The 19,906-nt window shown below is 49.3% G+C and carries 19 protein-coding genes; 3 read left to right on the top strand and 16 right to left on the bottom strand.

Translation table 11 applies throughout. The annotated features are described in order from the left end of the window. Positions 1-6: 6 nt before the first annotated feature. Genes sdhA through sdhC form a run of 3 tightly spaced genes read right to left on the bottom strand, consistent with a single transcriptional unit; the run spans position 7 to position 2,479 of the window. Positions 7-1,770, bottom strand: a complete 1,764-nt coding sequence (gene sdhA, locus NWAT_RS03245) for a succinate dehydrogenase flavoprotein subunit (protein ID WP_013219724.1) — start codon at positions 1,768-1,770, stop codon at positions 7-9. Beyond that, on the bottom strand, positions 1,767-2,096 hold the full coding sequence (sdhD, locus tag NWAT_RS03240; RefSeq protein ID WP_013219723.1) for a succinate dehydrogenase, hydrophobic membrane anchor protein: 330 nt from the start codon (positions 2,094-2,096) through the stop codon (positions 1,767-1,769). The genes sdhA and sdhD overlap by 4 nt, the downstream gene beginning before the upstream one ends. Beyond that, positions 2,093-2,479, bottom strand: a complete 387-nt coding sequence (sdhC, locus tag NWAT_RS03235) for a succinate dehydrogenase, cytochrome b556 subunit (protein ID WP_013219722.1) — start codon at positions 2,477-2,479, stop codon at positions 2,093-2,095. Before sdhC ends, sdhD begins: the two co-directional genes overlap by 4 nt. A gap of 192 nt (positions 2,480-2,671) precedes the next feature. Here sdhC and ygfZ point away from each other — a divergent pair, with 192 nt between their 5' ends. Next, positions 2,672-3,715, top strand: coding sequence for a CAF17-like 4Fe-4S cluster assembly/insertion protein YgfZ (gene ygfZ, locus NWAT_RS03230; RefSeq protein ID WP_013219721.1), 1,044 nt, complete (start codon positions 2,672-2,674; stop codon positions 3,713-3,715). A gap of 53 nt (positions 3,716-3,768) precedes the next feature. Here ygfZ and NWAT_RS03225 read toward each other — a convergent pair whose 3' ends face one another. The 8 genes from NWAT_RS03225 to cysC all read right to left on the bottom strand — a co-directional run bounded on the left by NWAT_RS03225 (position 3,769) and on the right by cysC (position 13,083). Further along, positions 3,769-4,098 carry an HU family DNA-binding protein gene (locus NWAT_RS03225; RefSeq protein ID WP_013219720.1) on the bottom strand — a complete coding sequence of 110 codons (330 nt, stop codon included), beginning with the start codon at positions 4,096-4,098 and terminating at the stop codon, positions 3,769-3,771. 191 nt (positions 4,099-4,289) lie between these two features. Then, positions 4,290-5,222: an MraY family glycosyltransferase gene (locus tag NWAT_RS03220; RefSeq protein WP_232420192.1), complete on the bottom strand. Its 933-nt coding sequence runs from the start codon at positions 5,220-5,222 to the stop codon at positions 4,290-4,292. Positions 5,223-5,338: 116 nt separating this feature from the next. Next, on the bottom strand, positions 5,339-6,475 hold the full coding sequence (locus NWAT_RS03215) for a glycosyltransferase family 4 protein (protein WP_013219718.1): 1,137 nt from the start codon (positions 6,473-6,475) through the stop codon (positions 5,339-5,341). Positions 6,476-6,479: 4 nt separating this feature from the next. Continuing rightward, positions 6,480-8,462: an asparagine synthase (glutamine-hydrolyzing) gene (gene asnB / locus NWAT_RS03210; protein ID WP_013219717.1), complete on the bottom strand. Its 1,983-nt coding sequence runs from the start codon at positions 8,460-8,462 to the stop codon at positions 6,480-6,482. Beyond that, on the bottom strand, positions 8,462-9,601 hold the full coding sequence (locus NWAT_RS03205; protein WP_013219716.1) for a glycosyltransferase family 4 protein: 1,140 nt from the start codon (positions 9,599-9,601) through the stop codon (positions 8,462-8,464). The genes asnB and NWAT_RS03205 overlap by 1 nt, the downstream gene beginning before the upstream one ends. 32 nt (positions 9,602-9,633) lie before the next feature. Further along, a complete protein-coding gene (locus NWAT_RS03200) occupies positions 9,634-10,740 on the bottom strand; it encodes a glycosyltransferase (protein WP_013219715.1) in 1,107 nt (368 codons plus the stop codon). Next, entirely contained in the window at positions 10,737-12,170 is a 1,434-nt protein-coding gene (locus NWAT_RS03195; protein ID WP_013219714.1) for an oligosaccharide flippase family protein, read from the bottom strand. The genes NWAT_RS03200 and NWAT_RS03195 overlap by 4 nt, the downstream gene beginning before the upstream one ends. A gap of 289 nt (positions 12,171-12,459) precedes the next feature. After that, a complete protein-coding gene (gene cysC, locus NWAT_RS03190; protein ID WP_013219713.1) occupies positions 12,460-13,083 on the bottom strand; it encodes an adenylyl-sulfate kinase in 624 nt (207 codons plus the stop codon). Positions 13,084-13,353: 270 nt separating this feature from the next. On the opposite strand from cysC, the gene NWAT_RS03185 reads away from it, so the two are divergent. Next, the gene (locus NWAT_RS03185) at positions 13,354-14,823 is read left to right on the top strand and encodes a mannose-1-phosphate guanylyltransferase/mannose-6-phosphate isomerase (protein WP_013219712.1); all 1,470 of its coding nucleotides are present in this window, start codon (positions 13,354-13,356) and stop codon (positions 14,821-14,823) included. Positions 14,824-14,981: 158 nt separating this feature from the next. Continuing rightward, complete coding sequence (gene rfaH, locus NWAT_RS03180; protein WP_013219711.1) at positions 14,982-15,506, top strand: transcription/translation regulatory transformer protein RfaH; 525 nt, start codon at positions 14,982-14,984, stop codon at positions 15,504-15,506. Here rfaH and sufT read toward each other — a convergent pair whose 3' ends face one another. Genes sufT through sufC form a run of 5 tightly spaced genes read right to left on the bottom strand, consistent with a single transcriptional unit; the run spans position 15,507 to position 19,903 of the window. Beyond that, entirely contained in the window at positions 15,507-16,052 is a 546-nt protein-coding gene (gene sufT, locus NWAT_RS03175) for a putative Fe-S cluster assembly protein SufT (protein ID WP_013219710.1), read from the bottom strand. A gap of 23 nt (positions 16,053-16,075) precedes the next feature. Next, positions 16,076-16,528, bottom strand: coding sequence for a Fe-S cluster assembly sulfur transfer protein SufU (sufU, locus tag NWAT_RS03170; protein WP_013219709.1), 453 nt, complete (start codon positions 16,526-16,528; stop codon positions 16,076-16,078). Continuing rightward, positions 16,528-17,790: a cysteine desulfurase gene (locus NWAT_RS03165; RefSeq protein ID WP_013219708.1), complete on the bottom strand. Its 1,263-nt coding sequence runs from the start codon at positions 17,788-17,790 to the stop codon at positions 16,528-16,530. The genes sufU and NWAT_RS03165 overlap by 1 nt, the downstream gene beginning before the upstream one ends. Then, a complete protein-coding gene (gene sufD, locus NWAT_RS03160; RefSeq protein WP_013219707.1) occupies positions 17,790-19,130 on the bottom strand; it encodes a Fe-S cluster assembly protein SufD in 1,341 nt (446 codons plus the stop codon). Before sufD ends, NWAT_RS03165 begins: the two co-directional genes overlap by 1 nt. Then, the gene (sufC, locus tag NWAT_RS03155; RefSeq protein WP_013219706.1) at positions 19,127-19,903 is read right to left on the bottom strand and encodes a Fe-S cluster assembly ATPase SufC; all 777 of its coding nucleotides are present in this window, start codon (positions 19,901-19,903) and stop codon (positions 19,127-19,129) included. The genes sufD and sufC overlap by 4 nt, the downstream gene beginning before the upstream one ends. Between the last annotated feature and the right edge of the window lie 3 nt (positions 19,904-19,906).

Below are 19,906 nucleotides of genomic sequence, written 5' to 3'. Positions count from 1 at the left end.
ACATGTTTAATAAACTCTTTCTTTGGGGGGAAAGGTATCCACGGTCAAAGGCTTTAATCGTACCGGCTTGTATTCCACATGCCCTTGCCCCTGGAAATACAAGGAGTGTTTAAGCCAGCGGATATCATCCCGTTCCGGGTGATCTACCCGATAATGGGCGCCCCGGCTCTCCTGTCGCGCAAGGGCGCAACGGACCACCGCTTGTGCTAGTCCCACTAAATTCTCCAGTTCTAAAGCATCCAGCCGGGCAGTATTAAAAATTTTACTCTGATCCTTTAAACGCGCATACTGCAACCGTTCCTCAATCTCCGCCACCTTATGAACAGCCTCTTTAAGCACTGCTTCATTGCGGAATACACCGCAATTTTGTTCCATAACTTTTTGCAGATCAGCGCGTAATCCCTCCACGCTTTCCCCATCGCCAGGACGCTCCCAGCGGGCTAAACGCGCCAAAGCCTGCTCCACACTCTCGGCGGCCAACGCCCGGTGATAGCGATGGGCTTCCAGGTGCTCAATAATATGATTACCTGCGGCGCGCCCGAATACCACGATATCCAGTAACGAATTCCCCCCCAGACGATTAGCCCCATGGACAGAAACACAGGCACATTCCCCTACCGCATATAATCCAGGAATAGCCTCTTCGGCGCCCTCATTATAGGGAGCTACTACCTGCCCAAAACGGTTAGTAGGAATACCCCCCATCACATAATGGCAGGTAGGATAGACTGGAATAGGCTGTTCGATAGGATCGAAATGCAAAAAAGTCAAAACAGTTTGCCGGATGCCCGGTAAACGTTCCTTGATAATATTTGCCCCTAAATGCTCTAGTTTGAGCAAGACATAATCACCCTCGGGGCCACATCCACGCCCCTCCTTTACTTCAGTATAAATAGCGCGGCTAACCACATCTCGGCTCGCGAGATCCTTGACATGGGGAGCATAACGCTCCATGAAACGCTCCCCTTCGCGGTTAACCAGATAACCACCTTCTCCCCGTACTCCTTCCGTGATAAGCATTCCCTTGCCCGCGATACCGGTGGGATGAAATTGAATAAACTCCATATCCTGCAGCGGAATCCCGGCACGCAAAGCCATCGCCATACCATCGCCAGTATTGATGCGAGCATTTGTATTAGTGCGGAAAAGTCGCCCTGCTCCCCCGGTGGCTAGTAAGGTACATTTAGCTTCAATAATCCAGGGTTGGCCCGTTTCGATCTCTAGGACCACGGCGCCCAAAATATAACCCTCGGCATCTTTAATCAGATCAAGGGCAAAAAATTCATCAAAGAAATGAGTCTTAGACTTGATATTTTGCTGATAGAGACTATGAAGAATGGCATGGCCAGTGCGATCGGCCGCGGCACAGGTTCGAGCCGCTTGCTCACCCCCAAAATTCTGGCTTTGACCCCCAAAAGCCCGTTGATAGATTTTTCCGTTCTCTAAACGGGAGAATGGGACCCCCGCATGTTCCAGATCAATCACTAAATGAGCGGCAGCCCGACACATATATTCGATAGCATCCTGATCGCCCAGGTAATCGCTTCCCTTGACCGTATCGTACATATGCCAGAGCCAGTTATCTGGCGATACATTGGCAAGCGCAGCGTTCATTCCTCCTTGAGCGGCCACAGTGTGGGAACGGGTAGGAAAGACTTTGGAAACCACAGCCACATTCGCTTCCGCCTCAGCCAGTTGTAGGGCTGCCCGGAGTCCTCCACCACCAGCTCCAATGACCAGCGTATCAAAACGTCGCCGCGGTAAATTCATCTCAACAATATCCTAATAACCCAAAAACCTATTGCGCTATACACTACCACAACCAAGAAATGGGCAAGCAAGCGCAATGGCGTAGGATCCACATAGTCTAAAATAATATTCCGCAACCCTATCCAGGAGTGCAACAGCAGAGCACCAAAAAAAAGCGCCACCATAATACTCACCAGGGGATCGTTAATCCATGCCCGCCAAGCCTCATAGGTCGGAAAGGAGTCCTGCATCAGGCGGGCAAGAAAAAGTAGCAACAACACCAGCATGGTGACAGCTGTCCCACGCTGCGCCAGCCAAGCGCGCAGTCCGCTCATTACTCCTTTCACCACAATACTCCTGCAATTAACAGCGTCACGACTAATGCCAGAATACTCGCAATACGAGCACTCCAACTGGGCCGATAATCCTTTACTATTTTACCTACATGAATATCAAATAATAAAAAACGAATTCCCGCAAAAATATGATGAAGCAATGCCCAAAGCGCTATTATGCCCATTAACCGTACTGGCAGGCTGCTAAAAAATTGGGTTACCCAAACAAAGCCTTCCTCGTCCCGCAATGAAAGATCTAGCAAATAAACTACCACAGGAATAAAAAATAAAAGGATAACTCCCGAAATACGATGCAACACTGAGACGACTGCATTTGCCGGAAAGCGGATCAAGGCCAAATTGAAAAAAATAGGGCGCGGATTATTGTTGGCCATCGGTCCTCCTGAAACAGGCGAGTTTCTGTAATTCATCCATATCCTGGCATTCTCTTTCCTTACTTATATCCCGCATCTATGCTTAAATTAGACTTTCTAATCTACTTGCCAAGGATAGTCGCAGATTAAAATAAGATTAAGCAAATTATCTACTCATAATCCTAGCCTAGATGTAAGAGGAGAGCTACACTGATGCAGCAGGAATGGAAAACTTTTCTAATTCAAGCAGGCGCCGTCTTTGACGGTGAGAAAGTTCTCCATTTCGGATACCCCCCGGATGAACGGGTAGCGGTGAACTCAGCTACCTTTATTAGTGATTTATCCCACCTCGGTTTAATTACTGTTAGCGGAGAAGATGCTAGCGATTTTCTCCAAAACCTTCTTACCAACGATGTCAAAGAAGTGAACTCGCAACATAGCCAGCTCACTGGGCTTTGCAACCCTAAGGGTCGACTACTGGCTATTTTCCGGCTTTTTCAATGGAATGCCAACCTTTACCTCAGACTTCCCCATAGCCTCTTAGAAGCGGTGCTGAAAAGACTCAGCATGTATGTCTTAAGAGCCCAAGTTTCCTTAGCAGATGTTAGCGATCACTTTTGCCGTTTTGGGCTAGTTGGTTCAAAGGCCAGGGACGAGCTCAAACGCTATCTGGGCAGGGTACCAATGGCCGTCAATGAAGTGCAGCAAACACCTGACTGCTGCGTTCTCCGAGTACCTGGCAAGCCATCCCGATTCGAAGTGGTGGGAGAGTTTGATACCCTCCAAAAGCTCTGGGACGAGCTTAGTAAAACCGCTACCCCAGCAGGTACTCATTTTTGGGAGCTAGCTACGATTCGGGCGGGTGTTGCCACTATTTACCCCGAAACCCAAGCATCATTTATCCCCCAACAGGTGAATCTAGAGCTTAAAGAAGGGATAAGTTTTACTAAAGGTTGCTACCCTGGACAGGAAGTGATTGCTCGAATGCATTATCGAGGCAAACCTAGCCGCCGGATGTTTCTTGCCCATACCGGCACGGATCAACAGCCCCAGCCTGGCGATCCGATCTATCTAGCTAATGACGAGGCAAAGCAAGTAATCGGTGAAATCGTGACTGCCCAGCCGGCACCGGAAGGGGGCTACGATAGCCTAGTCGTTTTACAGCTTGCCCGACTTGAGAAAGGAAATATTGTACTAGAAGGTGAGAATAATCCAAGGCTTACAATTCGCGAGCTTCTCTATGGATTAGAAAAATGAAACCAAGGAGGCTGCGGGCGCGTCCTGTGACGCTCTTCGCGCCCGCCCAGGGGTCAATTAAGACGCCCATGCCCGGAGTCAAATGCCTTAAACCGTAAGTAACTACGGGGAGGAACTTGAATGGCTTCCCCCGTCCTGGGATTACGCGCCTCTCGAGCCTCCATGTGCCGTGCATAAAATTTGCCAAAATGGCTAAGCCGCACTTCCTGTCCAGAAGTCAGATCAGCAATCACCTGCTTCTTAAAGGCAGCCAGCACCACCTCAACCTGATCCGTTTCCATCCCTGTCTGCGCTGCAATACGCCCCGCTAACTCCTTATCTCCCACCCCATATACCGAAAGAGAAACTGCCATCAAAGTAAGTGTTAAGAAGAACTTTTTCATTTTATCTCCTTTTGAATCAAAACCCTGTCTTATAAACATTAGTGGTATCGCCGTTTTACCAAACTCAATCCCTAGTTCGATAAATCGTCACTTGGATAGTATCCATGGCTTAACCAAAAGGACGTGATATTGATCTCAAAAAAAGGAGAGTAAGAAATATTATCCTGGTATAGTGCTTTCTTGTTTTTTGATTACTCTTTTGGGTACATAGGCTGTAATCGCTCCACCTTCCGATAAAGCCAGCCGAGAATCGCGATCGTTACAAGCAATACCCAGGGTATGGTTCCCTCGTTTCTACTGGCCCAGAGGGCTGCGGCGACTAGCCCTAGGTTGACTCCGCTTACGGCCAAAAGCACTTTATGATGGGACCACCCAGCCTGGCATAATCGCTGATAGGCATGGGAGCGATGGGCGCTATACCAGCGCTCGCCAGCTAGAATTCGGCGCAATAAAGTCACCGTGGCGTCAAACCAAAACACACTGTAGACTATTATCCACAGCAAAACCGGAACATCCCACCAAACGTGCCCAGCAAACGCAAAGGCAGCAATCAAAAACCCTAGAAAACCACTTCCTCCATCCCCCATAAAAATTCTAGCGGAGGGCCAATTCCACACCAGAAAACCAGCAACTACAGCTACTAACACCCAAGCCAGATAAGCATAGCCATAGGCCTCTGCCTCCCATAACCACCACCCTCCAACGCTGAAAACAAAACAAGCCTCCATCCCCGCAAGTCCATCAATACCATCCATAAAGTTAAAAAGATTAATAGACCAAACCAGAGCAAAAAGGATGCCCACTATTACCCCTAATCCTGGCCAGGAAAATATCCCCCAACCATATTGACGGATATCCGTCGCCAACAAAAAATAAACTGTCATTAAAGCGGCGATAACATGCATAACCACCCGCCACAGAGGACTCACATCATAAAGATCATCCCCGTAGCCAATTCCTGCCACCAGGAACGCTCCTGGCAATAAAAGAAATGCGGCTTCGGAAGATATTGCACCTCTACTCCAAACCAATAAAGTTACTCCCAGCCATAATCCTACGAACACTATCCCTCCTCCCCGAGGAGTGGGGCTTTGATGGGAAGAGCGCGCGTTCGGAGTATCCATGAGACCCTTACTCAAAGCGTAACGCCGAAAACAGCCGACCAAACCTAAAGCGGCTAGAAAAAAAGCAGGCAGCAATAAATAAAAATAGGCAGCCAAAATTAAGTTAACTGGTAAAATTAGCGCAAAGATTTAGGCAGCAATTTTTCATAGAGATTAATTGTTTGCATGTTGATCAAGTCTACAGAGTGCTCTGCAACCACCAATGCTCTTCCCTCCTGGCCCATACGCTGGCGCATCTCGGAGTCCTTAATCAAGGTCCGCAATGCCTGGGCTAATTCCTTGCTATCTCTCACAGAAACTAGCAAACCATTTTTGCCATGGCGAACGATCTCACGGCAACCTGGCATATCGGTAGTCACAATGGGCCGCCCACAGGCTGCTGCTTCAATTAAGACTTTAGGCAAACCTTCACGGTAAGAAGGCAAACAAATTATATTTGCCCCTGCCAGAATTGCTGGCATATTGTCACAATATCCCCACCACTCGACAGTTCCCTGATCTCGCCATTCTTTGAGCATGCTTTGGGGCACCGCAGCAGGATTCCCTGGATCAGTATCCCCTACTAGCACAAAACGCGCTTTCACCCCTGCTGTCTGGAGTATCCGTGCTGCCTCAACAAATTCACCAACGCCTTTATCCCATAACATACGTGAAGCCAGGACTACCACAGGCACATCTACTACTGGCTCTGGCTGAGGTGAATAGGTCTGTATATCTACTCCAGAACCCTTTATTAAGATAGTTTTTTCTTTGGGCACCGTACCAGCCTCAATAAAGAGCAATCTATCATCCGGATTCTGAAAAAGAACGTAGCTATTACAATGCCCCATCGCCAGTCGGAATATCTTATTAAGAAAATAACGCAGCGTCTCCGCGCCCATCCCCTGGGCGGTAAAGACAAAGCCTAAGCCGGTAAGCGCATTAACCACTGCGGGCACGCAGGCCAAACGTGCCGCTATCCCCCCATAGAGCACCGGTTTAAGGGTAACGTGGTGGACTAAATCCGGCCTTAACCGGCGATAAAGAAAATAAAGAGCCATCATCCCTTCAATCTCCTTCCATGGATTGCGGCCTTGCCGGTTCAGAGGAATAGAATGGTAAGAAAAGCCCTCCTGCCGAATTCTCTTCACTGCGGTTGACTTTGGGGTGGCAACATGGATCTCGTACCCCTTTTGTCTTGCCGCCTGGGCAAGGGGCAAGCGATGAGAAAGAAAAAAGGCGGCTTCATTAACGACAAAAAGAAGTCGATACACAGAATTACTGAGCGTCTAACCAAGCTTGAAACATCAAAACGCACCACAGGGGATATTGCCAGTTACGCCGCCCGCTGAGATGCTCCTCCCACTTTCTACGGATAGGCTCAGGGTAGAAATATCCTTCTCTCCTAAGTTTGCTGACATCAAGTAAATCTTCCGCCCAGTGGCGCAGCGGACCACGTAACCACAGGTCAATAGGAACCCCAAAACCCATCTTTGGGCGTTCTACCAACGTCTCAGGAACATAACGATATAAAACCTGACGCAATATCCACTTGCCTGTCCCCCCCCGGACCTTCAACCCAAGCGGCAAGCGCCAGACAAACTCCACCAAGCGATGATCAAGCAGCGGAACACGGGTCTCCAAACTTACCGCCATACTCGCCCGATCCACCTTAGTCAGGATATCATCGGGAAGATAGGTCATCAGATCCAAAAACATCATCCGTTCGGTAAGATTAGTCAGTACGGGATAGGACCAAACCTTATTAGCCAAACCCGAAGGCTCGAAACCATTGATAACAATGCTGTCAGGATTCTGCCACTGGGAAATGAGCTGCTCATAAATAACCGCTGGAGAGTCCGACGCCAAAATGGCCGCTAGCTTATGCAGTTTATCACCCGGATGGGCTTGCCGGAATCGGGTTGGCAAGAGGGGGTCCAGACCTGCAAAAATCTTATCCCAAACTAAAGGGGGAAGGATCCGCGGCATTTGGGCAGCCAACTGACGCCCGAGGCGAGGAAATTTGCCTAGCTTACCCCAAATCTGCTGGCACCAGAAATAGCGATTATAGCCCCCTAGCAGCTCATCGCCTCCATCTCCAGACAGGGCCACGGTAACATACCGCCGTGCCAGTTGGGACACCAGAAAAGTGGGAATTTGAGAAGAATCAGCAAAAGGTTCATCGTAAATGCTGGGAAGCCGGGGGATCACGGCCATGGCTTCCTCCGGACTGACATAGAGTTCAGTATGATCGGTGCCTAAATGATGGGCCACTTGAGCAGCATGAACCGCTTCATTATAGCCCTCCTCGTGGAAACCAATAGAGAAAGTTCGAATGGGCTGGCTGCTTTGGGCTTGCATCAGGGCAACCACCATAGAGGAGTCGATCCCCCCGGAGAGAAAGGCGCCGAGAGGGACATCAGCGGCCATCTTACCGGCTACGGTTACCCGTAGCCGCCTCTCCAGTTCAGCGATGGCCTCTTCATCACTGCCCCTAAAAGGGACTGCCGCCCCGTTTTCCACCGCCTTCCAGGCGGACCAATAAGGTTGCGGCGCGCTCCGGTCTCCCTCGTGTGGAAAGGGGACAAGTGCCTTATTTGCCCTTAAACTTTCCCAACTTAACGCTAAAAAACATCCCGGCGGAAGTTTATAGATTCCTTGGTAAATAGAAAAAGGGCTAGGAATATAATTATGGCGCATCAGAAGCGTCACCGCTTTCCGATCTATTTCCCCCTGCCAAGCTGGATGGATGTGGAACGCCTTGAGTTCGGAACCAAACAAAAAAGCTCCCTTCATCCAGCCGTAATATAAGGGTTTTTCTCCCAGCCGGTCTCGAGCAAGATAAAGCACCCGCGCCTTTCTATCCCAGAGGGCCAGGGCAAACATACCCACACAACGCCGCAGAGTTTCGCTTAGTCCCCACACCTCAATCCCCGCCAACAAAACCTCGGTATCCGAATGGCCATACCACGGGGTTTCTCTTCCTTCTAGCTCTGTCCTCAGAGCTTTATAATTATAAATTTCCCCATTAAAGACAATCACGTAACGGCCACTAGCAGACAGCATGGGCTGATGACCGCTGGCGGAAAGATCCACCACCGCTAAGCGCCTATGAGCGAGATGAACGCCCGTCTCCCGTTCTAGCCAAATCCCTCGATCGTCTGGTCCTCGATGAACCAGGCGCGAAGCCATTTTAGTGAGAATTTTTTCCGCCTGATCCGTCGGTAACGAAGAATCATAAAACCCTGCAAAGCCGCACATTAAGAGGTCACTTCCAGGTACAATTGCTCATACTGACGCACGATTTCCGGGAGATTAAAATGCTCGGCAATACGCCTGCGCGCTTTCTCGCCTAATCGTTTACGACCCTTGACTCCTGCCCCGATTAACACTTGCCAGGCAGCGGCTAGGGCCTGAGGATCTCTAGGTGACACAATTTTGCCTGTATCCGCAATGAGATAGGCTGAATCTCCTACATCCGTAGCGACGCAGGGTATGCCACAGGCCATTGCCTCCCCTAACACGTTAGGAAAACCCTCTCCCCACGCTGATGACACCGTGGCAATATCCAAGGCCGTTATAAGGCTAGGTACATCCTGTCGTTCCCCCAGTAAAATGACCTTTGAGCTTAAACCTAGCCGGCAAATAAGCCCGATCAAGAGCCCATTGGATGGGTCGATACCCCGCCCGGCTAGCAAAAAAGCAACATTTATTCCCGCCTCCTCCTTCATAAGCCTGGCGGCTGCCTGCAGAAAATTGGCGTGATCCTTCATGGGATGATAGCGGGCAAGCAGCCCAACCAAGACGGTATTGGGTGGAATGTTGAACTCTTTTCTTACCTGCTCTCTCGCTCCCTTATCAGGATAATATTCATGACAATCAAAGCCATTGGGGATAACCCGGGTTTTCTCTACCTTAAATCCCATCGCCTCATGCTGCAAAGCGCTGATTTTACTATTGTAAAGAATAATTTTCGGCGATCTGGAAAGCCATGCACTCCCACAAATTACCTGCCGGGTAAGCCATCGTTCTTTTGCCAACCCATAGAGGGACTGCCGGACATTCCACAACACCGAAACTCGCCGCCCCAGGAATGGAGCCGCTATAGTCGCTGCTAGATTACCATGGTACATCCAACCTTGAATTACATCAGGGTCGAGTTTTTTGAGAAGGCGGCGCAAATCGATTAAAGCCCTAGGTCCTGGAACACCTCGCGTCATCCCCAGGGGATATACTGGTACCCCCAGGGATTGGATCTGGGGGCCTATAATTCCTTTATCCAGGAGGGAAATCACACTAGGATTAAAGTGCGATGCGGTTCGATTAGCTAACAATCTAAGTAAGGCTCTCTCCGCCCCTCCCACATTTAATCCAGTGATGACATGAACCACGTTTATCATGTAATACCACTTATTCCAGAAGGGAAACATTTTTAAAGATTGAGAGCTTCAAGATAGGCAATTAAGGCCCGCTCTAGGCCGAAATCGGCGGCCCGCGCCTTTAATACCGAGGCTGGAAGCCTTCGCCCCGCTAAAATATGCGCAATTGCCTCTGCCATGGAAGCATCATCTCCCACTTGAGCCAGGGGTCCATAGGTTTCACCACAAAGAATCTCATTGGGTCCACTGGGGCAATTGGTGGCAATCACCGGTGTGCCCACTGCCATGGCTTCAACCAACACGTTTCCAAAGCCTTCCCAGGCCGAGGACAACACAAACACCGCCGCCCGGCTCATGTAAGCGTAAGGGTTTTGGACAAAACCAGGTAAGGCCACCTCATCCTGGAGATTCAACGTCCTGATCAGGGCCTCTAATTTTGGACGTTCTTCCCCTTCCCCCAGGATAATCAGCCGCGCCAGACGCTGCTCCCGAACCTGAGCAAAAGCCCGGATCAGGGTCGGAAAGTCCTTCGCCCCGGTCAACCGCCCTACCCCGAGTATCACCGGCGGCTGCTCAGCTCCCAACCAGACATGTGGGATAGGAGCTTGAGCCTGGACTAACAAATCAGGAGTCACCACGGGATTATGAATAACTTGAACTTTCTCCGGGGCCAAACCTGTCATGTGGAGCAAGTCTTCAGCTACCCCCCGGGAGACAGCTACAACCTTATTAGTCCTTGGATAGCAACGACTGATGAGCCAAGGAATAAGGCGGGCGCGCCAGGCTCTGGCATGGCGTTGTTCGATGGAAAGCGTACTATGCACACTGACTACGCAACTGGCCTTGGAGGATGCCAGCCACTTGGCCAATAAAGCGATAAGATTGGCGTGGTCTAAAGCTGACAGCAAGGCATGGGGCCGCTCCCGCCGTAAATAGCGCATCAAACCCGACAAGCTTTTTATCACGCGTGAGGCCTCCAAGTTTACTACGCGAACTGCTTCAGGAACCTGGCTAAGATAAGGCCCCTCTGCGTTGGCCAGGATTAAATCCACACGCAAACCACGCTCGGTAAATCCTCCTGCCAAAGTCAACATTATCCGCTCCGCGCCACCGCCATGGAGGGAAGGCAGAAATAAAGCGAGGCGCTTGTTTTTTTTCATATAATGCGCCGCTCAAGAAAGAAGCGATTGAACAGCAACGTGCGGCCACCGGCAATATTAAATACCAACACAAAAAGCCCATAACTAACCATACCGACAAAAACCTGAACGCCAAGCCCCATAAATCCTTTGAGAGAGAGTAACGGCCAAAGGGCGAGCCCCATGACAAGCGTGGCAGCAAAAATTTTCAGGCTCTCGTATCCTGGAATAGGCAATTTAAAATAGCGTTTTCCCAAGATCATACTCAGCACTAATGCCGACAAATAGGCGCAAACCGTGCCATAAGCAGCTCCCATGATGCCAAGCTTAGGAATCAGCCAAAAATTTAAGATTAAGTTGATGGTAGCCGCTACCAATGCAATCCAAACCTGCACCAAGGTACGTTGACCAAGCTGGAAAGCTAAATCGAAATAATAAGCCTTGATACCGGCCAGAAATGAGGCCATCGTAATCCAGAAGCTAAGCGCTACCGCAGCTTTCCTGAATTCAATGCCAAGCACCACCTGAGCAATATTAGGCGCCAGAAGGATCAAGCCAACGGTAGCAGGTAAAGCGATACACAAAAGGCCAATAGCATTTTTTTTCAGCTGTACTTGCGCAGTCCCCCAGCCTTCCTGTTCTAGTGCATGAACGGCAAGGGGATAAGCGGCCAAATGAACGACCATCATCAATACTCCCAGGATCTGATGAGGCAGGTCATACCCCACTGCATATAGCCCTGCCGAATGAGATCCCTGCAACCATCCCAATAGCAAACGGTCTGAGCTGCTCACGACAAAAGTCAGGGCCAAAGTGGCAGTGAGGGGGAGGCCATAAGAAAGCAGCTGCCTCATTAATTTTTTATCAACATAATAAGGGCTAAGATGGCGCCACTCCTGTCGCGCCCAGAGCACGACGGCAAAGATAAGTCCCCCGGTAAGTCCCCAGAGAACACCGGCCGCACCCAATCCCCACCAAGCAAGCATGCCGCCTAAGGTAAGCGAAGTCAGCGCTTTAGTGATAGCCAGCAATCCATAACGCTGGGGAGTCAACTGGGAGGCAGTCATCTGTAGATTAGCGTCAAAAAGAGCCTGGGCCCACAAAAAAAGGATCCCTAAACCAATCAGCGATCGCATCTTGGGCTCTGGCCAAATACCCCACAAAACTAATCCTACTATTGCGCTGAGCAATACAACCACTAAATAACCGGCCGCTAAAGTGGAGAGAAATTGCGGTTTACAATCTCGATATCTCGCTAAATATCGCAAAAGCCCTAAGTTTAACCATTGAAACAGGACTGCATTGGCAAGACCTACTGCGGCAATGACAAGGGCATAACGACCATATTCATCAGGAGCAAGCAAGCGTGTGTACACTGCTAGCGCAGCAAAATTAATCAGCCCAGGCAAGCCACGGGCAAGGGTGTATAAGGCGCTATGTCGTAGCAGCATAGGAGAAACTCACCCCCTAACTTCAAGTGGCTCTGGCCTAGATAAGATACGCTAAAATAAGCCGCTTCAAGCTATTCTGCTTACACTTGAGAGGCTAATAAATCATGACACTAATGACAACCCCTAAAGCTTCATTAGAATCTCTTTCAGATAAAGTCTTAACCCCTTGGAAAAGCCATAGGCGATGGGCACCGGGCGATAAAAATCAATAAATAAAGAAAGTTCATGGCGGGAGCCCCTCACACCTCTGCAACGGTTCTATGATGCTTGGGCTAGGCTCTATGCACGGTTAAACTATAGGCCTAATCGCTCCCTCAGGGATGATACCTCGGCATTTTAGCAAATGGATAACCATCTCTACATTTTCTTCCACGGCTTGGGAACCTGTATCAACCACTAGCTCTGGCCTTTCCGGCTCTTCATAGGGGGAGGAAATTCCGGTAAATTCAGAAATTTCTCCGGCACGGGCTCGCCGATAAAGACCCTTCACATCCCGCTGCTCGCAGATGGCAAGAGGAGCCCGACAGTAAACTTCCAAAAAATCGCCTTCGGCTACTAAGTCCCGTACCCCCTGGCGATCTCGCCGGAATGGAGAAATAAATGCTGTCAGAGCAATAACCCCTGCATCCACAAAAAGCTTGCACATTGCTCCGATACGGCGGATATTCTCGGCCCGATCCTCTTCAGAAAAACCCAAGTCGGTACATAGCCCATGACGCACGTTATCACCATCGAAGACAAAAGTCTGGCACCCCATTTGGAAAAGCCGTGCCTCAACCGCATGCGCTAGCGTAGATTTACCCGCACCAGAGAGGCCGGTAAACCATAAAATCGCACTCTTGTGAGCATTTAGCCGTTCTCGATCTGTGCGCCTAACAATAGGCTTATGCCATACTGTATTACTCGAAGGCATGATTTTCTCTTCCGTAAAATTTATGATCGAATATCCCTTCCCTATGAAGGTAGATGGCAGGAACAGTATTAACCAACCTTGGTATTGTCAACCCATTTATTAATACTTTTAAAGCTGGAAGCATTAAACTTTCAAGTCAGAAGGAGATACGATAATATCTGCCGGTAAATCAAGAAGGTTTGCCCCATAATAGACATTAAAATCCAAATTTATAAGCCATGATGCGATAATATGACGGTAACTTGATTGATGCAATTTAAGGATAATATTATGCGTCTGCAACCCGTGGTACTTTCGGGCGGTTCTGGAACACGTCTTTGGCCGCTCTCCAGGGAGCACTTTCCTAAACAGCTCTTGCCCTTAGTGGGAAGCCGTACTATGCTCCAAAACACTGTCACTCGGCTTAACGATAGTTCCTTCAAGTTTCCATTGCTCTCTCCGCTGGTCGTGTGTAATGAAGAACATCGTTTCTTGGTTGCTGAACAAATGCGGCAAATCGGGGTGATTCCCCGCCAGCTTATCCTAGAACCCTTTGGCCGCAATACTGCGCCCGCCCTTACCTTGGCTGCGTTTTCCGCTTTGGAAGCGGATGAGGATTGTGTTTTATTGGTAATGCCAGCAGATCACATTATCGCTGACATTCCAGCATTTCAAGCCGCCGTTCAAGCAGGATATCAGTTAGCCCAAAATGATCATGTAGTAACCTTTGGCATTGTTCCCACTCGTGCTGAGACAGGGTATGGTTATATTGAAATGGGTCAACCACTGCCAATCATGGCGATTGACTCAGCATCTATACCAAAAGCCTTTAGGATAAAGGCTTTTGTGGAGAAACCGGATCAGGAAACCGCACAGAGCTACTTCCAATCGGCTAACCATTTGTGGAATAGCGGCATGTTCATGCTACGGGCCTCCATCTGGATAGAAAAAATTGCAACCCATGCCTCCGAGATCGAACAAGCTTGTCATCAGGCTATAGCAGAGGGAAGCCAAGATGGCGACTTTTTCCGAATTAAACATGCTGCTTTTGACGCTTGCCCCAGCAATTCCATTGATTATGCGGTGATGGAGAAACTTACCACAGAGAAGGAAAATCACCCTTCTGTTGTGGTTTCCTTGGATGCCGGCTGGTCTGATGTAGGAGCATGGCCTAGTCTGCTAGAAGCTAGCCCGCGAGACCAAGACGGTAATATGGTCCGGGGTGACGTTTATCTCGAAAATACTCAAAATACCTTGCTTCTGGCGGAACATCGTATGGTTGCCGGTATTGGCCTTAAAGATCTCATGGTTATCGAGACCTCGGATGCGGTGCTCATCGTTCATAAGGAACATGCCCAGTGCGTCAAAAATGTAGTATCTCAGCTTAAAAAGGCAGGGCGAGAGGAACACATTAAGCACCGAAAAGTGTATCGTCCGTGGGGCTGCTATGAAAGTATCGATTACGGTACCCGGTTCCAGGTTAAGCGGATCACGGTAAATCCTGGCGCTTCCCTTTCTTTACAAATGCATCACCATCGGGCCGAACATTGGATCGTCGTCAAGGGAACGGCACGAATTATTCGGGATGATGAGATTACCCTGCTTTCTGAAAACCAATCGACCTATATCCCGCTAGGCGTCAAACATCGTCTGGAAAACCCTGGCAAGCTGCCTTTAGAAATTATCGAAGTCCAGTCAGGGAGTTATTTAGGAGAAGACGATATTGTGCGTTTCGAAGACCATTATGGCCGAGTCGGGTAATACACCTTCAGGTAAGCGCTTTTAAAAAAACAGGTTTGAAAAACGCAGCACACGGACTCCATAGGTAATGCACCGACACTAAAGAGCCCTTTTAAAATCACTCTCGGGGACGATATCCATAGATTATAGGCCGCACTAATTAAGCGAATAATTCAGAAATGGAATCTTCACCTTCTTCTAAAAAATTTTGGTATCTCATTTATTGTAAGCCGCGGCAAGAACGTTTGGCTCAGGAAAATCTCGAGCGCCAAAGCTTTGAAACCTATCTTCCCCTTGTACGACAGATGCGGCGCCGTGCATACCGGCGTATAGCAACGGTTGAGCCCCTTTTTCCCCGTTACTTATTCGTTCACCTAGATGCTGAAAAGGACGATTGGGGCTCAATACGTTCTACGATTGGAGTCATCTCTCTAGTCCGATTTGGCGCCCAACCAGCCCAAGTGCCAGATACGCTAATCAGCGAATTGCAAGCCCATGATGCCCCCGATGGCATTCAGAATTTAGCAAGACCCGGGTTTCAGAAAGGACAACAAGTCTTAGTTGAAGAAGGGTTACTCGCAGGACATGAAGGCATCTGGCTTACTTCCAACGGAAAAGAACGAGCTCATATTCTGCTGGAAATTATGGGTAAGCAAATTAAAACCGAAGTAAACGAAAATTGGCTGAAACGCTTGGAACCCTGACTAATACATACCGGTCTGGATCTTAGCAGCCTCAGACATCATGCCGTAATTCCACGGCGGATCGAAAACCAATTCCACATTAGCCACCTTAACAGCGGGAATAGCCTCGACTTTTTCCTTTACATCCTGTACTAGAACCTCACCCATTCCACAGCCGGGAGCAGTTAAAGTCATCTTGATATCTACTTCCTTTTGCCCCTCGGGCAAGGAAGAAATAGAGCACTCATAAACCAAGCCTAGATCTACGATATTAATGGGAATCTCAGGATCAAAACAAGTTTTCATCTGCTCCCAGGCTAGCTTTTCAAGATCTTCCTCAGAGGCATTCTCTGGTAATTCGGGAGGCGCAACCGGTTCCAAGCCCAAGGCATCAGCATCTTTACCTTCTATCCGGGCCAAATTTCCACTCACATAAACGGTATAGCTTCCTCCCAAATCCTGGGCAATCACCACCTCCGTATCTTTAGGGATAATGACCTTATCAGCCATCGGTACCAGTACGGCCTCGCAATCACGGTTCAGGACAATAGGCTCACGATTATACATATCGATTACTCCCTTGAAGAGGACTACTCCGTCGTCGCCATCTTATTTTCATGTGCCAGGGCGGCATGCAAAGTATGCCATGCAAGCGTTGCACACTTCACGCGCATGGGAAACGCTTTAACACCAGCGAGTACCCCTAGTTTTCCCAAGGAGAGTCCTTCTTCTCCATGAGTTGACTCATCCGTCACCAAGTCGTGAAATTTACCAAACAAGCCTTCGGCTTCCTGGGAACTCTTGCCTTTAAGAGATTCAGTCATGAGCGATGCCGAAGCTATAGAAATGGCGCAGCCCTCACCCTGAAAACTCACATCCTCAATAATTCCATTATGCACTTTCAGAAAGACAGTTACCCGATCTCCGCATAAGGGATTATGGCCATCAGCCTGAAAATCCGCATTTTCCATGGAGCGAAAATTCCGCGGCCTCTTTCTATGATCCAGGATGACCTCTTGATATAAATCTAGTAGTTCGCTCATTATCCCAATAACTCTCCTACCCGCTTAATGCCAGCCGCCAAAACATCTATTTCAGCCTTAGTATTGTAGAATGCCAAGGAGGCTCTTGCCGTTGCGGGAATATTAAAACGTTCCATAACCGGTTGGGCACAATGATGCCCTGTGCGAATGGCAATACCTTCATGATCAAGAATGGTGCCGATATCATGGGGATGCACCCCCTCCAAGACAAAAGATAATACCCCTACTTTTTCTTGGGCCGTGCCAATAAAGCGCAATCCGGGAATCTGGGCTAGGATCTCTATCCCATAGTTAAGCAATTCCTGCTCATAGGCCGCAACGTTTCCCATTCCTAAAGCCTCTAGGTAGTCTACCGCCGCACCCAAACCAATGGCTCCAGCGATATGGGGGGTTCCCGCCTCGAACTTATAGGGGAGATCGCTATAAAGCGTTTTATCAAAGCTCACCGAGAGGATCATGTCTCCGCCGCCCTGATAAGGAGGCATGGCTTCTAGCCATTCGCGCCTGCCATAGAGCGCACCGATACCTGTGGGTCCTACCATTTTATGGGCTGAAAAAACATAAAAATCACAGCCCAGCTCCTGGACATCCACGGGCATATGGGGAACGGTCTGGGCTCCGTCTAGTAACACAGGAATCCCTCGAGCATGGGCTAACTCAATGATTTTTTGTGCTGGGTTGATAGTTCCCAAAACATTAGAGGCATGTACCATGGCTACCAACCGAGTGCGGGGTGACAAATATCTCTCGTACTCATCTAAAAGCAGCTCCCCGCTATCATCAATAGGAACGACTTTAAGTACTGCCCCCGTCTGCTCGCATAGGAGCTGCCACGGCACAATGTTAGAGTGATGCTCCATATGGGAGAGAAGAATTTCATCACCTGCCTGCAGCCTGCTCCGGCCGAAACTTTGGGCAACTAAATTGATGGCCTCGGTAGTACCCCGCACAAACACGATTTCTTCCCGCTGAGCAGCGTTAATAAAGTGCTGCACTTTATTCCTCGCTGCCTCGTATGCCTGGGTCGCCCGTTCGCTAAGCTGATGCACAGCACGGTGGATATTAGCATTATCCCAACGGTAATAGTGATCAATCGCCTCAGTAACTTGCCTAGGTTTTTGCATCGTCGCCGCATTATCTAGGTAAACTAGAGGCTTCCCATGTACTTCCTGCCGCAAAACAGGGAAATCGGCGCGGACTCGCTCAATCTCAAAAGGGACGCTGACTATAGGTGCTTCAGCCGCCATGTTAGCAATTGTCATCAACCCACCTCCTTGCGCTGTTGTTCAGAAAATTGCGCGCTTAATCTATGTTCGATACGGGTGCGAATAGGGCGTAGTTTGATACGCCTAGCAATCTCTTCGACAAAAGCATAGGTCAAGAGCTGACGCGCCGCGTCCTCTTTCATCCCGCGGGAGCGAAGATAGAAAATTTGATCTTTATCCAATTGCCCGACCGTGGCCCCATGAGCACACTTAACATCGTCAGCGTAGATTTCCAGTTCTGGTTTGGTATCGACTTCAGCCCCTTCCGACAGCAGCAAATTGCGGTTGGCCTGGCAGGCATCCGCTTTTTGCGCATGAGGATGAACAATTACTTTGCCATTAAAGACCGCTCGCGATTTACCCTCTAAAATTCCTTTGTAGAATTCCTGGCTAGTGGTATGGGGCTGTTGATGGTCAACTCTCGTATGGTTATCCACATGACGTACACCATCTAAAGCATAGAGTCCCTCTAAAATGCACCCGGCGCCCTCTCCCGCCAATACGCTATTGATATCGTTACGAGCTAGCCGGCCCCCCAAGGCCAGATTACGGGAAAGAAACTGCGCATCTTGTTCCTGCTGGACCTGTACCGTAGCAATATGAAAGCTTTTAGCTGATTCTTCTTGCAGTTTGATATGCTCAACGCTAGCACCCTTTCCCACGACTATTTCGGTGACCGTATTTGTGAAATACACGGCATCATTTAACCCAGCATGGTGCTCAATAACCGTCAGTTCACTCTCTGGTTCAAGAACTATCAAATTACGGGGGTGAGTCACAACGGCCTTACTACGACCCGTGGTCAGAAATATCAGATGTACCGGCTTGGTCAACACGGTTCTGGGGGGTAAATAAAGATAAGCGCCATCGGCCATGAAGGCGGTATTAAGCGCGGTGAAAGGCTGATTTTGATAGTCCGCATAACTGGCCAATACCCCACGCAGGCTTTCCGCCTGCTGTTTGAAACAGCTGGCTAAATTGCCCACCACTGCGCCAGCCGGGAGATCTGCAACCTCCGATAACCCGGGGGCAAAGCCACCATCAACAAATACCAACCGGAAACAGGGCGTCTCTGCTAAAAAATACCGCTGACATTGTTCTAGACTGACCGCTATCGATGAAGAAACCGCCGAGGTAAAGGCAGTCTCGGCCAGCGTACGGACTCGCGTATATTTCCAGTCCTCATGCTTGGGACCAGGAAAACCGAGGGAGATAAAACGCGCTAATGCCTGCTGGCGTAATTCTCGCAGCCAGGGTAGATTTGACCCCGCTAGATCCGGTTCCAGGCGGGCATAGGAATCCACATAGGGCTGCCAAGCCTCACTGATCCCTTTCATAATACGGTAGCCCCCGCCGTAGTGGCACCTTCACCTTGCTCAATCCAACCGTAACCTTCCTTCTCCAGTTCCAAAGCTAACGTTTTATCTCCGGATTTCACGATACGGCCCTGGGAAAGTACATGGACATAATCTGGCACAATGTAATCTAGGAGGCGCTGGTAATGAGTCACAAGGATAAGCCCCCGCTCCGGGCTCCGCAGGGCATTGACTCCATCGGCAACAATCTTGAGGGCGTCGATATCCAACCCGGAATCAGTCTCATCCAAAATCGCCAATGCGGGCTCCAAAATCGCCATCTGCAGAATTTCGTTACGTTTTTTTTCACCTCCCGAGAAGCCTTCATTAACCGCTCGCTGCAGGAAACTTTCATCCATTTTCACCAGCTTCATTTTTTCTCGCACTAGAGCCAGAAAATCTATGGCATCAAGCTCAGGGAGTCCGCGATGCTTGCGCACAGCATTCAAAGCTGTTTTCAATAAATAGACATTGCTTACGCCAGGAATTTCCACGGGATATTGGAATGCCAGGAAAATTCCCGCGCAAGCGCGCTCTTCCGGGGCCAAGTCCAATAAGCTCTGACCTTGATAAAGCACCTCCCCCGCGGTTACTTCGTAACCCTCACGCCCCGCCAGGACATTGGCCAAGGTACTCTTGCCCGAGCCATTGGGTCCCATAATGGCATGCACCTCACCGGGATTCACTTGCAAATCAATACCCCGCAAGATGGGTTTATCATCCACCTGGGTATGTAAGTTTCTGATAGTTAGCATTTA

This window comes from Nitrosococcus watsonii C-113, from assembly GCF_000143085.1.
In the GTDB taxonomy this organism is placed as follows: Bacteria; Pseudomonadota; Gammaproteobacteria; order Nitrosococcales; family Nitrosococcaceae; genus Nitrosococcus; species Nitrosococcus watsonii.
Note: the sequence above shows the minus strand (reverse complement) of the source record. Positions and strands in the feature narration are given on the sequence as shown.

Bases quoted from the DNA above. Each gene is read 5' to 3' on its own strand.
- NWAT_RS03185 (WP_013219712.1), top strand. From the start codon at position 13,354: ATGCGTCTGCAACCCGTGGTACTTTCGGGCGGTTCTGGAACACGTCTT.
- NWAT_RS03195 (WP_013219714.1), bottom strand. From the start codon at position 12,170: ATGCTGCTACGACATAGCGCCTTATACACCCTTGCCCGTGGCTTGCCT.
- sdhC (WP_013219722.1), bottom strand. From the start codon at position 2,479: ATGGCCAACAATAATCCGCGCCCTATTTTTTTCAATTTGGCCTTGATC.
- NWAT_RS03220 (WP_232420192.1), bottom strand. From the start codon at position 5,222: ATGGATACTCCGAACGCGCGCTCTTCCCATCAAAGCCCCACTCCTCGG.
- sufU (WP_013219709.1), bottom strand. From the start codon at position 16,528: ATGAGCGAACTACTAGATTTATATCAAGAGGTCATCCTGGATCATAGA.
- sufD (WP_013219707.1), bottom strand. From the start codon at position 19,130: ATGAAAGGGATCAGTGAGGCTTGGCAGCCCTATGTGGATTCCTATGCC.
- sdhA (WP_013219724.1), bottom strand. From the start codon at position 1,770: ATGAATTTACCGCGGCGACGTTTTGATACGCTGGTCATTGGAGCTGGT.
- NWAT_RS03225 (WP_013219720.1), bottom strand. From the start codon at position 4,098: ATGAAAAAGTTCTTCTTAACACTTACTTTGATGGCAGTTTCTCTTTCG.
- sufT (WP_013219710.1), bottom strand. From the start codon at position 16,052: ATGTATAATCGTGAGCCTATTGTCCTGAACCGTGATTGCGAGGCCGTA.
- NWAT_RS03205 (WP_013219716.1), bottom strand. From the start codon at position 9,601: ATGATAAACGTGGTTCATGTCATCACTGGATTAAATGTGGGAGGGGCG.
- NWAT_RS03200 (WP_013219715.1), bottom strand. From the start codon at position 10,740: ATGAAAAAAAACAAGCGCCTCGCTTTATTTCTGCCTTCCCTCCATGGC.
- rfaH (WP_013219711.1), top strand. From the start codon at position 14,982: ATGGAATCTTCACCTTCTTCTAAAAAATTTTGGTATCTCATTTATTGT.
- asnB (WP_013219717.1), bottom strand. From the start codon at position 8,462: ATGTGCGGCTTTGCAGGGTTTTATGATTCTTCGTTACCGACGGATCAG.
- cysC (WP_013219713.1), bottom strand. From the start codon at position 13,083: ATGCCTTCGAGTAATACAGTATGGCATAAGCCTATTGTTAGGCGCACA.
- NWAT_RS03165 (WP_013219708.1), bottom strand. From the start codon at position 17,790: ATGACAATTGCTAACATGGCGGCTGAAGCACCTATAGTCAGCGTCCCT.
- sufC (WP_013219706.1), bottom strand. From the start codon at position 19,903: ATGCTAACTATCAGAAACTTACATACCCAGGTGGATGATAAACCCATC.
- ygfZ (WP_013219721.1), top strand. From the start codon at position 2,672: ATGCAGCAGGAATGGAAAACTTTTCTAATTCAAGCAGGCGCCGTCTTT.